Origin of the sequence: Paenibacillus sp. FSL R5-0713 (genome assembly GCF_037973325.1) — a bacterium.
Classification (GTDB): Bacteria; Bacillota; Bacilli; order Paenibacillales; family Paenibacillaceae; genus Paenibacillus.
This window is the reverse complement of record NZ_CP150229.1, coordinates 3,045,373-3,058,736: the sequence shown is the minus strand read 5'-3', so window position 1 is coordinate 3,058,736 and position 13,364 is coordinate 3,045,373. Positions and strand designations below refer to the sequence as shown.

The window sequence follows — 13,364 nt, the reverse complement described above, 5'->3', positions numbered from 1 at the left end:
TCTTACTGAAGATCCATAATAAGAACATTTACCGAATGAGCTGACAAATCAACAATCACTGATTCACCATTCAATTTTATCTCCTGTTCTTGGGGAACCACTTTCTCATCATTCTTCTGATTCACATTTGGAATATGCACCAAATGATCTTCTCCGGTAAGCGTGAGCAGTCTGGCTGAAGCTTCCACATTCAGATCCTGAAGGCAAATCCGGATTGATTTATCCACATCATCTGCATTCACCAGCTTCACATACACATGCCGTGCGTCCTTCGTAACGGATTGGAATACTTCCCGGTTGTAGGCTTCCAGCTTGTAATCCAGAACTTTGCTGGGATGGAGACCATCTGTATACGAGCAGATCAGATTCTTTCCTGTATCCCCACCATAGTTAACCGTAATCCTATAATCGGTCCCATTCTCGATTGGTTCATAATTGGCCGCTCTCAGATTACCTGCTGCTGAACTGGATGAGTAATCTCCCAGTGTATAACCCTCGACCCCTTGTTTGTACACCTTCACGCCTGTTGCGTTCCCGTCGTAACTGATTGCGTACTCGATGACATCCTTGTTCTCAGGTGAGATATCCGTCAATCCCACGCCGATGTAAAAACCATCCTCACCCGAAATTCTCTCCGCCTCAACGTGCACCTTGTAGTTGGTCCATTCGCCATTCAGCAGGTACAGTCCATTTAATCCAGTAGTTTGTGCTCTCAAGATGAGCCCTTTTCCTGCGGTTAACATGTATCCTTCCGATCCGGGAATCTGGCTCCATGCCTCACTAAGCTCTGTACCTTCCCTGAAATCTTCTTCAAATATCAAGCTGCCATCCACATTGGACGTGACGGTGACTCGTTTCACCACGATGTCTGCATTCCCTGTCGCAATCTCGATGCCGCCACGTGGAATGAGATTCAGCGGTTTGCCTTTGCTATATGTGGAGAACGAAGTCGCAAGGACCTGATCCCCTATATATTTTGCAAAAAGCTGCTGCACATAATAATTCGGTGTGTACCACACCGTTTCATCATCAAACCAAATGCAGTCCGGCGTCCAGCGGTAGGTCCCGTCCGTTAGTACTTTGTTGAACAATGGCGCATAGGCAGCCAGACGAACAACGTCCGCATTATTTTCAAAGCCGGTCATGATCGCAGCTTCCGCAACCGCACCTGCCAGTGTATTTTTGTCCGTGGAAGCATACTCTCCCACAAACACTTTGGATGTTTCTTTCCAGTCGACACTTCCGTCTTCATGATAGGCCCGGTCATAGTAGTTGTAACGATCCACGTTATTCAGCAAATATTCATTGGATCGATAGTAGTGCTCATCTGCGATGGTGTCCATATAATTGTCCTGATTCTCATACCAGGTTACGGTCTCCTCAATGACCTCTGTACCATCTGCAAAAGCAACTTGGGCTGATCCGGTCAGATTTCCGCTGAGGAACTTCCATCCTTCCTGATACGCATCATCATCCGCCTGAGCACCAACCGTCGAGATAATGTGCAGCTCATGATCCGGATAATTCCGTTTCATGTACTCATCTATCGAGCTTTTGAATACTTCGAAATTGGCAAAAAATTCAGTGCCCCAGTTCTCATTACCTACACCCAGATAACGAAGATCGAACGGTTCAGGATGTCCCATCTGGCTTCGTACCGCCGACCATTCGTTGTGTTCAACATCTGTACTGAGTGCAAAGTCGATCAGGTCGGTGAAGTTGCGGATATAATATTCCCTTAATGCGCCACCCGCAGGGTGAGCATAATCCGAACGTGCCTGACATAACACACCGCAAGCCATCACCGGAACCGGAGCAGCATTCAGATCCTCCGCCAACTGGAAGTACTCCATATAACCAAGCCCCATCGTCATCATGTAACCCCAGACATTATAATTCTCTTTGCGCAGCTCAACGGGTCCTACAGAATCCTTCCAATCGTATACGTTGTCCCATATGAAGGACCCTTCCGAGATACATCCTCCCGGAAAACGCAGGAACTTTGGATGCAGATCTGCGAGTGCCTGAATTAGATCTTTTCTCAATCGATAGTTCGGATTACCTGTGTAGTTGGCATGTGCTGTAGCGGATATTCCTTCTTCTGTCGGATCAGCTCCCCATACATTCTGAGGCACTAAAGACACCATATCAACAGATATGTCACCTGCAAACGTAAGTGCCAGTTGACCAAGTACAGTATGTTTTCCGGTAAGTGACAAGCCGTATTTCTTCCATGTGTTCCCGCCTTCAACATGTAACGTTACCGAATCACTGATGGAAGTGTCTTCTCTATCCTGCAATTGAACAGTGATTGCTCCTACCGATTCTGCTTTTGCCCATACGGTAAAATCATACGCCTCACCCTGCTTGATGGACATGGCACAATGCTGGTTGGAGTCTGAGAATCCACGATTTCGAATCGTTGCCCCATCCTGAACGGTGACATAATAAGCATTTACTTCGGGATCTTGCACGTTAAAATGTGTATTTAATCCCTCCGTATGCTGCACGAGCATCTTCTCGGTATCCCCTGACCAGGCAAACAAAGGTTCACGATTTCGACCTGTCGAACAACCACATTCCCCCGAATCATGTGAATATGTATCAAATGCAAAAGATTCAAATGATCGATTCTGAACAAGCTCCGCATAGATCCCGCCATCAGCGGCGTTATTAATATCCTCATAGAACAAACCATACATCACTTCACTGATGTCAGCCACCTTCTGATCTCCATGGATGGTGATCGTATACGGCGGGACGTGCGCCGGCACAACAGACACGTCAAAGCTTTGGCTCAGCTTGCTATCACCTTTGTTCAGAAGCGCACGGAGCGTAACCTCTTGTGCGGATGTAATTGCCTGAACCTCTCCATTCTCAGACAGGACTTCCGGATTACTGGAACTCCACTGTACCGTCACTTTATCACCCAGTAAATGTGTGGGTAGTGACACATCTTTGGTGATAATTCGGTTAGGGAAGGACAAATACTTGTCTGCCGCTAGCTTCACAATCGCTTCATCTGTCAGTGATTCACACATCACTTCAATCACCTGATCCATGGTGAGCGCTGCCCCATAGATCCGAAAGTCGGACAACGAACCTGCAAAATCCACATCAGCTGCGTATTGGGAGCGTCCAATATAGTTCTGGTTATAATTCTCAGGGTCCTTGAACGTATCAAACCAATTGCGCAGTTTGGCATAATTGCCACTGGATGTCTGACTGATCGAACCGTCTGCGGCTTTCTCCCCGTTCACATACACAATCGGACCTGCACTGCTGAGCGTCCCTCCTTGGCTGCCTGCTACGGAGAGTGCAATATGCATCCATTCACCGCTTACAACTCCCCCACTTGGGTGAACAACCAGATTATCTCCAGCATATAACGTACCCAGGAGCTGACGCGTCAGAAACATATACGGTCCCTTCTCTCCTTTGCCAAAGTCAAAAATGCGTTCCCACACATTAGACCCCTTGCCCAGGAACACCCAAGTGGCAATTGTAATTCCTGTGTTATCGCTTACATTCCGAAGTAGATCCGAAGGTAACTGCAGATAAGAAGTTCCATTCACTCCCCCGCTAAAAGTTACAGCCGATCTGCCTTTCACTTTGTATCCCACTGGCAGAATCTCGCCTTTTGCCAAACTATCATGCCCATTCCCGGAGTTGTCTTTACCGATCTGAACAGCATCTTCGAATGTGTACCGTGCGATTAATTGGTTTTGATACGAAGTCATGTGCTAACCTCCTATGTAGTGTAGAATTGTCTTCCCCTCTTTTGATTCGCATAATTATAAAATGATTGATAAATGTTTAAATACATAATCTAAACGTAATACTATCGCATTACAGAGCCCCATTTCAATCCTAAATTTAAAAATGACTCTTGTTTTATTTATGCTTATTTCTATGTAAGAAGCTTGGTCGGTCCATCTCTCTGCTCTTATTTTTATTCATTTTGCTATAAATCCATCATATTTATGGTTTACAAACATATAAACCAATTGATAATATATCAAATGAAAGCGCTTGATTATGATTGGATACTCAAAGGAGGTCTGCTGAACCTTATATCGTGTGTTGCCAAGTATCGCGTTATTTTTCATTCCGGGAATTAGGAAAGGGGAAAAATATGAAACGTTATTGGGTAAATGTACTTAACATTTCTGTACTAAGCACCGTATTACTTACAGCAACAACTTTGACGCCGGTCTCGGTGTTCGCCAATGGTTCAGGGGCAACTGTGGGGAACGCACAGACTTCCATTACACCAATCGTAAATCCAGCTCCAACATTCAAAAATGTTTCTGTTCATGACCCTTCTGTCATTAAGGTGGAGGATACCTTTTATATTTTTGGATCACACCTGCAAGTAGCCAAGTCCAAAGATTTTCTGAACTGGGACCTCGTCGCCTCCGGCGTTACGGATAACAATCCTGTTGTCCCCAATGTAACCAAGGAATTCGCTGAAGCCCTAGAATGGGCACAGACAGATACGTTATGGGCGGCAGATGTCATTCAGCTCGCAGACGGCAAATTTTATATGTACTACAATGCTTGTAAAGGCGACTCTCCGCGATCAGCGCTTGGCATTGCTGTCGCAGACAACATTGAAGGACCTTATAAGGACCAAGGCATACTGTTGAAATCTGGCATGTGGGATCAGATCAGTGAGGATGGTACCATTTACGATGCAACGATTCATCCCAATGTGGTTGATCCTGATGTCTTTTATGATAAAAACGGCAAGTTATGGATGGTGTATGGCTCCTACTCCGGGGGAATTTTCATTCTGGAGATGGATGAGACGACAGGCAAACCGCTGCCGAATCAAGGTTATGGCAAAAAGCTGACCGGAGGCAACCATAGTCGTATTGAAGCCCCTTATATGCTCTACAGTCCCGAAACCGATTATTATTATCTGTACCTGTCTTACGGCGGACTGGGTGCTGACGGAGGATATAACATTCGAGTTGCTCGTTCCCAAACGCCGGATGGTCCTTTCCTGGATGCCGAAGGAAACGATATGATCAACGTTAAAGCGGACAAGGATAAACCGCTATTTGATGATCGTTCCATTGAGCCTTTTGGAGTCAAATTAATGGGGAACTTCCTGTTCGAGAGACAGATTGGCGATCCGGGCACAGGACTGGGAACCGGTTATGTATCACCGGGACACAACTCAGCTTATATTGATGCGGAGACAGGCAAACAATATCTGATCTTCCATTCCCGTTTTCCGGGGCGTGGTGAAGAACATGAAGTCCGCGTACATGAGATGCATATGAATGCAGACGGTTGGCCCGTCGTTTCTCCGTATCGCTATGCTGCCTTGGGAGAGGATACAACGCAATTGACAGCTCAGGATATCTCCGGTCAGTACCAGTGGGTGAATCACGGTAAGGACATTACCGCGGACATCAAGCCATCGCAGGCCGTTCAGTTCACAGTAGATGGGAAGATTCATGGTGCCGTGACAGGAACATGGAGTCTCGGCACAGACAACAAAGTTCAGATTACATCGAATCAAGTTGTGTATAACGGCGTTTTCACACATGAATGGAATTCGGAATCCCAGAGTACGGTTCTGACCTTTAGCGCCCTCTCCTCCTCCGGGATTGCCGTCTGGGGAAGTCAAGGTGTTGAACGGAGTGATCAGGACATTGTAGATGCAATAAAAAATGATCTGAGCATTGGTAATACGGATCATGTGTTCTTCAATCTCTCACTGCCTTCAAAGGGCTCAAGTGATGCAGACATTACGTGGAAAAGCTCAAACCCTTCGGCTCTATCAGCTACTGGTGTAGTGCAGCGACCACGCGCTGGCAAGGGGGATGCCAAAGTGAAATTAACTGCTACTATTCGTAAAGGTACTGCGGTAAGCTCCAAAACGTTCAACGTGATTATTCCGCAGCAAGCGGTAAGTCCATTGCTCGGGGAGTATACGTTTGAACACAAGAAAATTGCAAAAATCGCACAGGATGACAGTAAGAACAAATATCATGGACAAGCCTATAATGTGGTGAGTTCTGCTGCAGGTGGCAAAAATCAGGCTGCCACATTTAACGGGACCAACAGTTACATCCAGTTGCCTGGACTGCTGACTGATACCACGGATTTTACGTTTAGCGCTTGGGTCAATTGGGATGGTGGCGGGTCCTGGCAGCGTATTTTCGACTTTGGAAATGGCTTGACGAGACACATGTTCCTTACTCCATCCCAGCATAATGGAGCATTACAATTCACTATTCATAATGAGGGACGGGATCAGAGTCTGATTGCTGCAAATCCCTTGCCTTCCAAGGAGTGGGTTCATGTGGCTGTAACTCTTCAAGGGGATGTGGCTACTCTATATGTGAATGGTACATCTGTTGCAAGCAGCTCTGAGATCTCCTTTAATCCGAAGGATCTGCAAGTGACAGAAGCTTATCTGGGCAAAAGTCGTTATGAGGCTGATCCGTTCTACAAAGGTAGTCTGGATAATGTTAAAGTGTACGATAAAGCATTAACAGCCAAGGAAATTCAGCGTCAGGCCAAAGAAAAGCCTTAACCCAGCCATATCATAGTCGCTGTTCTGCATAACGAACACACCAATAAAGCAGCCTATGTATTGAAATGTGATCCTTTGTTAGACATGTTTTGTTTAACAATAGGGCCGCAGTTCATTGCATCAGGCTGCTTTGTATATTACTTCGAATAATGAATAACCATGTTTATTTTATTGGTCTTAGCACTAGCGTTAACATAGGCATGAGGCTTGTCCGCTCCAAAACGAATGGATTCCCCTTGGTTCACCGTATATTCTTCCGTCCCAACTCGAATCGTAATTTCCCCTTCAAAGACCGTAATAAATTCTTCCGTACCTTCAATATGCGATTCTGCATTTAACGCAGACTGAGGGTCCATCTCCATCATATATATTTCAAAACGCCGCCCCTCTTCAAAAGGAAAATGCGGATATATTCGTACCCTTCCCTCATCCTCCACCAATACTTGAATATCATCGCCCGTTACAACGGTAGTATCTGACTTCGGTTCGTGGATCAAAGCAGTAAAAGAAATTTTCAGGCCGTTGGCAATCTTCCATACGGTTGCAATCGATGGATTGGATTCGCCACGTTCAATCTGACCCAGCATGGTCTTACTGATACCGGACATTTCGGCAACCTTGTCCAGACTAAGCTTTCTTTGTTCCCTAAGCTGTTTCAAGTTTTGGGCAAGAATATTATTAATGTTCTTCAAAATCCATCCTCCTTCATATATAAACTAGTTGTGCTTTATAACGTACGTATTGTACAATGATAAAGAACATACGTTATAGCGCACGTTTTAGTTTATTATATCACACAACTTGAGAAGACATGGAGGACACATGAACATCATACCTTTGGTGACATACGCAATCATCGCATCATTTACACCGGGCCCCAACAATATCATTTCCATGACGCATGCAAGAAATAAGGGTTTCCGCAAGACCCTACCGTTTATTAGTGGAGTTGCAGCCGGTTGCTTGCTTATTATGTTTTTGTCCAGCTATTTCAACCTTATTCTGCATCAATATATCCCCAAGATCACACCCGTTTTGAACCTGTTGGGATGTGTGTACATGCTTTACCTGGCAATCAAAATTATGCGAAGCAAACCTGCAGATACGGAAGAAAACACAGTGAATCATTATTCATTTCTATTTGGGTTCACCCTGCAATTCATTAATCCCAAAGTCATTCTGTATGGACTTACGGCCATATCTGTTTTTGTTCTGCCTCTTGGGCAATCCCATGTTCAACTTATCGCATTTTCCTTGCTGCTCACCTTCATCGGGATTAGCGCCAATATGACCTGGGCTTTTGGTGGACTATTATTCCAGAGCTTTCTATTGCGATATGAACGTCCAGTTAATATCGTGATGGGTATAATGTTAATCTACAGTGCCCTATCGATCCTGATGTAAAATGCAACAGAAAAAGCGTCCACTCATTGAATGAGCTGAACGCTTTTAATTTCAACAGAGTTCCGGTCTCCACCATGGATGTGTAGGGTAGTGATCCGTATGAAGTACAACCTTCTCGCCAATTTTAGGTGTTGCAATCTTAACATTCATAGAATGTGCTGCCTTGGTGATCCGTTCGACCGGTTCATTCCAGGCATGATAAGCCAGCGTAAATGCGGCCCAATGAATCGGGATAAGCAACTGGCCACCTACATCCAAATGCGCTTGCACCGTCTCTTCCGGCATCATGTGAATGTTGGACCACCGTTCGTCATATTGCCCGCATTCCATCAAAGTCAGATCAAATGGACCGTATTTACTGCCAATTTCCTTGAAGTGAGGACCGTATCCGCTGTCACCACTAAAGAACACTTTTGTATGTTGTCCAGCGATGACCCACGAACACCATAACGTCGAATTGCGGTCGAATAATCCTCTGCCTGAAAAATGTCGTGCTGGCGTACAAGCAAATGTCAGACCTTTGAACGATAACTCATCCCACCAGTTATGCTCGGTAATCTGCTCCAAAGGCACTCCCAGTTGAATCAGTCGACGACGTACGCCAAGCGGCACGATAAATCGTTTTGTTTTATCCTTCAATCTGCGAATGGAATCATAGTCCAGATGATCATAATGGTCATGCGATATAATGATTGCATCCAGAGTTGGGAAATCCTCCGGTTGAATCGGTAGATTCGTGCTGTAACGTTTGGTACCCACCCATGATACGGGGGATGGACGATTACCCAGCATCGGATCAAAGAGTAACCTGTGACCCTCGATTTCAAGCAAAAACGCCGAGTGGCCAAACCATGTAACCTGCGGATGATCGGATGCACTGAATGACTCTGCAGGTTCACACATCACTATCGGCATCGTACCTGATGGCCTCCGCTCAACATCTCCACGCATGGAATCTCTCAATATACTGACCAAGGACTTGAAGTTCATGCCAGCTGATGTCGGAAGCTGATTTTCGTATTTTGTCATTGTTCATACCTTCTGTTCTATATAATCAATCTATGATTAAACATTTAGATAACATATATTCATATCGTAGCTATATATTAATTCATTGGCTGGTGATATTCAATTTTCGGTTAATTAAGATAGAATTAAGACACGGTTTTCTCTCGTATAAGATTGGGCATATATAATTGAGAAAATACATCGAGAGAGTGTGTGAGAAACCATGAAGAAATGGCGTAAAAGATTAGTCAAGTTTTTGATATTCGACCTGGCGGTGCTTCTGTTGCTTCTCGGTACAGGGGTAATCTACCAACAAATAGGTGCAAGACAAGATGCAAAAATACTTGTGCCCCCTGGAGAGTTGTACAAAGTACATGGTGAAAATATGCATCTATATACGGGTGGAAAAGGCGATGTAACCGTAGTGCTCGCCTCCGGCTGGGGTACCGCTAATCCCTATGTAGATTATTATCCATTATATGAAAAGCTCGCTCCCAACACAAAATTCGCTGTATATGATCGATTTGGCTATGGATACAGTGATCAGACCGATAAGAAACGTGATGTTGATACCATAGCTGAAGAATTACACGAGTTGTTGCAGGTATCTGGACAGAAGCCACCTTATGTATTAGTTGGACATTCGCTCGGCTCGCTGGAGACCATCCGTTTCGCACAAAAATACCCGGATCTCGTTAAGGGTATCGTCATGATTGATGGTGGAAGCCCTGAATATTATTCGAAGGACGATGACTCTTTGGCAGACACAATTGGTGGTTTTGCTAATAAATTACGTATCCAAACCGGACTATTCCGCCTCTCCATGCAATCTGACTTGGTTGTCGAAACATCCAATGCCAACCGTAATGAACTGAAACTTGTACCTGAAGATTTAAAAAAATTGGATACAACTGCCCTACTACACAACTATGGTAATGAAAACACGTTGGATGAATTGCGTGAAATAGCTGAAAATGGAAAAGTGGTCGTAGATCACAAGCAACCATTTCCGTTTCCACTCACCATACTGACGGCTGACTACTTTGGTGCAAGTGAGCCCGAATGGGATAAAACACAAGCAGAATTCAAATCTTGGTCAGATGAATCGAAACAGGTAACCATTAAAGATACCGACCATTACATCCATCAATATCATCCTGACCTCGTTGCCGATGAAATATTGGCTATGGTGAAGAAGTAACTTACAATCTGCCAAAGTAATGCAAGGCTATAGTAAAAAAAGAAACCCCAAAGATTATCCATATCTCTGGGGTTTTAAGTATGATTTATTGTGCTATCGCCAGTCTTGGCCGTTGAGACCGGAAATCGTTGAAGGCTTGCTGGATCTCTGAAGAAGTAAGCTGGTGACGAATGAAATACTGCGCCATTGCCTCCATTTCGATTCGATCCCCATTGTAGATCTGTTCAATCTTTTGAATGACCTGCTCATACAGGCTCTCGCGTCTGGCTCTTACAGGCTCACACAACCAAAAGTCTATTCTTTTCACATTTCCGGTTTCCGTCCAAAGTAAATTTTCGTATCGGATAACATCCCAATCCCAATATCCGGCTTGAATCTGCTGAAGCTCTGTCGAGAACATATCATATATCAAGCTTGGAGGAATATGTCCATACGCCGCACGGTATTGTTTCAGATTACATGCGTCAATCCACTCTGTCAGGATGTACTCCCCTGGTGAATACGCATACAATTTAGGTGCATAAGGGTTATTTTGCAATGACCTAATTGCTTCACTTTCCATCTCCCCATCCAATCTTGCTCGTGAAGCGTATACCTTGAGACAATAGTCTTGCAATCTATATACAACCGAGCTATTACTAATAAGCGAAGCCTGTAGTGTGAGATGGCCATTTTTTTCGTAGTGTAACAGCATCTTTTCGATCGTGTTATCGATGGGATGAATGATTATCATAATGAGGTCTCCTTGCATAAAGATAAAAGATATAAATCGTTTTCGATTAATTAAAATTGCACGAATATATTCTATATTACCCTGTTATATTAGTATGAACATATACAATCTTGCAGGAACATGAAGTATTTGCTCAGAAATTCAATGTTTTGTGCTGCCGAAGACTGGCTATACACTTACTCTAATGGCTGAAACCCGTTTCACGTCAACACAAATTATTAACTAATAAATTTCACCTAATAAAAGAGCGATGCATCCTTATGGTTAAGGAACGCATCGCTCTTTATATTGCATAGGTATAATATTAATGCATTGGACCTTGTTGCTCTGGTGTAGATCCAACCTTGACTCGTTTTACGAAGAGTGAAGTGATCAAACCGATTATCGCCAGAACCAAAGCAAAGACGAAAGCGTTTTGTACTCCTGATGTGAAACCTGCCAGTTGATTCTCCGGGGTTTCCGGATTCGCCACACTACTTAGAAAGCTGGATTGCCCTGCACTCAATATACTTACCGCCACCGCAGTACCGATTGCTCCGGATACCTGCTGTAATGTATTCATGATTGCAGTACCGTGCGGATAATACTCACGAGGCAACTGGTTCAAACCATTGGTCTGTGCAGGCATCATAATCATCGAAATGCCGACCATCATGAACACATGCAACGTAATAATCGTACCAAGGGAAGTCGTCGCTTCAATACCTGTGTATAAGAACAGAACAATTGCCACGACAGTCATTCCAATAATCACAAGCCATTTCGGTCCAAACTTATCAAACAAACGTCCCATGACTGGTGATAAAAATCCATTCAACAAGCTGCCTGGTAATAGTACCAATCCAGCAGTCAACGCTGTCACAGCCATTCCCTGCTGAAGATACATAGGCAGGATTAACATGGAAGACAGAATCATCATCATACAGATGAAGACAAGAATCAAACCAATCGTAAACATTGGGTACTTGAAGGCACGCAAGTCCATCATAGGCTGTTTCATTCTCAACTGACGGATGCTGAACAGTAACAAGGACAGCACACCAACAACCAATGTGGATACAACGATCGGACTTGTCCAGCCCCCACCGGTATCCCCATGTCCACCTGCGCTACTGAAGCCGTATACGATACCACCAAAACCTAGAGTAGAAAGGATGATGGATAGTACATCGATTTTGGGCTTGGTCAATTTCGAAATATTCGGCAAGAACAGCAAGCCGCATACCAGTGAGATAATGAAGAACGGCAACGAAATCCAGAAGATCCAGTGCCAGCTCAGATTAGCCAGGATCAGACCGGAGATACTTGGCCCGCTTGCTGGCGCAAACATGATAACCAAGCCGATTAATCCCATAGCAGCACCACGTTTTTCAATCGGGAAAATAACCAATATCGTGTTAAACATCAGCGGCAGCAACAGTGCTGTACCTACAGCCTGTAGTACCCGTGCCACCAACAAAATTTCGAAGCTAGGTGCAAGCGCAGCAACAAATGTGCCTGCAATGGAGAAAATCAGGGACGTTGTGAATAGCTGTCTGGTTGTAAACCATTGCAACAGCATACCGGATACCGGCACCAGGATTCCCAACACAAGCAAGTAACCTGTGGTTAACCATTGAATCGTTGTAGGTCCAACTTCAAGCAGACCCATAAGTGGCGTCAAAGCCACGTTTAATGCCGTTTCCCCAAACAGACCAATAAAGCCGCTCAGCAGCATTGCGAACAAAATCGGAAATACCTTGTATTGCTTCGTTTCTTGTTGATTCTGTGCAGAATCAGCCTTCATGGAAACCTCCACGATCCCATCCTCCTCAAACGTATCGAACTTTCTTTTTCTCTGGCTCTTGCTATAACTCATTGAACCTGTTTGGCGTTCTTCGTCACAACCGACAAATACTCAGCAGCCGTCAGCAGAGGCTGTTTATCCTGATTGGTCAGGCTGATAATCAGTGCTCCCTCCATCAAAGAAATGATCAGAAGTGCGGTCTCCCGCGCCTTCTCTTCACCAACGCCATCCAGAATCAGATGTTTCTTAATGATATCCTGCCAATCTGCAAATACACCCTGACATGCAATACGCAACTGCTGACTAATACACGATGTCTCCACAGCTGCCCAGAAGCTGAATGGCAGAAATCCGGTAAACCCGGCTGCTTCTGTTTCATGAGCCAAATCATGAATAAATCTCTGAATGGCGTCCCCTGTATTATCATGGGCTGCAAATGTTTTCTCAAATGTCTGCAGGATCTGTTCATTGGCTTTTTGAATACACTCGTGCGCAAGCTCTTCCTTGCCATGAGGGAAATAATGATACAACGACCCTTTTGGCGTATTACTCTCTTTGATGATCTGATTCAGACCGGTCGCATGATATCCTTGTGAAAAAAACAGTCTCGCTGCTGTGCTGACAATGGACTCCCTAGCATTAGACTTTTCACTCAACGAAAGCCACTTCCTTCAAATAA

The 13,364-nt window shown here is 44.6% G+C and carries 9 protein-coding genes; 3 read left to right on the top strand and 6 right to left on the bottom strand.

Annotation, left to right across the window (positions count from 1 at the left end; all coding sequences use genetic code 11):
- Positions 1-2: 2 nt before the first annotated feature.
- A complete protein-coding gene (locus MKZ12_RS13765) occupies positions 3-3,740 on the bottom strand; it encodes an alpha-L-arabinofuranosidase C-terminal domain-containing protein (RefSeq protein ID WP_339260918.1) in 3,738 nt (1,245 codons plus the stop codon).
- Between the two features lie 395 nt (positions 3,741-4,135).
- Between MKZ12_RS13765 and MKZ12_RS13760 the strand changes: the two genes are divergently transcribed.
- The gene (locus MKZ12_RS13760) at positions 4,136-6,553 is read left to right on the top strand and encodes a family 43 glycosylhydrolase (RefSeq protein ID WP_339260916.1); all 2,418 of its coding nucleotides are present in this window, start codon (positions 4,136-4,138) and stop codon (positions 6,551-6,553) included.
- A gap of 137 nt (positions 6,554-6,690) precedes the next feature.
- Here the strand turns inward: MKZ12_RS13760 and MKZ12_RS13755 are convergent, their stop codons facing one another.
- A complete protein-coding gene (locus MKZ12_RS13755; RefSeq protein ID WP_339260914.1) occupies positions 6,691-7,245 on the bottom strand; it encodes an XRE family transcriptional regulator in 555 nt (184 codons plus the stop codon).
- A gap of 130 nt (positions 7,246-7,375) precedes the next feature.
- Between MKZ12_RS13755 and MKZ12_RS13750 the strand changes: the two genes are divergently transcribed.
- Positions 7,376-7,957, top strand: coding sequence for a LysE family transporter (locus MKZ12_RS13750; RefSeq protein ID WP_339242329.1), 582 nt, complete (start codon positions 7,376-7,378; stop codon positions 7,955-7,957).
- A 51-nt stretch (positions 7,958-8,008) separates the two neighbouring features.
- On the opposite strand, the gene MKZ12_RS13745 is transcribed toward MKZ12_RS13750, so the two are convergent.
- Positions 8,009-8,986, bottom strand: coding sequence for an MBL fold metallo-hydrolase (locus MKZ12_RS13745; protein ID WP_339260912.1), 978 nt, complete (start codon positions 8,984-8,986; stop codon positions 8,009-8,011).
- A 202-nt stretch (positions 8,987-9,188) separates the two neighbouring features.
- On the opposite strand from MKZ12_RS13745, the gene MKZ12_RS13740 reads away from it, so the two are divergent.
- Positions 9,189-10,166 carry an alpha/beta hydrolase gene (locus MKZ12_RS13740; protein ID WP_339260910.1) on the top strand — a complete coding sequence of 326 codons (978 nt, stop codon included), beginning with the start codon at positions 9,189-9,191 and terminating at the stop codon, positions 10,164-10,166.
- Between the two features lie 85 nt (positions 10,167-10,251).
- On the opposite strand, the gene MKZ12_RS13735 is transcribed toward MKZ12_RS13740, so the two are convergent.
- From MKZ12_RS13735 to MKZ12_RS13725, 3 genes are all read right to left on the bottom strand, one after another.
- Positions 10,252-10,899 carry a hypothetical protein gene (locus tag MKZ12_RS13735; RefSeq protein WP_339260908.1) on the bottom strand — a complete coding sequence of 216 codons (648 nt, stop codon included), beginning with the start codon at positions 10,897-10,899 and terminating at the stop codon, positions 10,252-10,254.
- Positions 10,900-11,203: 304 nt separating this feature from the next.
- A complete protein-coding gene (locus MKZ12_RS13730; protein WP_339243053.1) occupies positions 11,204-12,685 on the bottom strand; it encodes a DHA2 family efflux MFS transporter permease subunit in 1,482 nt (493 codons plus the stop codon).
- A 68-nt stretch (positions 12,686-12,753) separates the two neighbouring features.
- Entirely contained in the window at positions 12,754-13,341 is a 588-nt protein-coding gene (locus tag MKZ12_RS13725; protein ID WP_339242321.1) for a TetR/AcrR family transcriptional regulator, read from the bottom strand.
- Positions 13,342-13,364 lie beyond the last annotated feature (23 nt).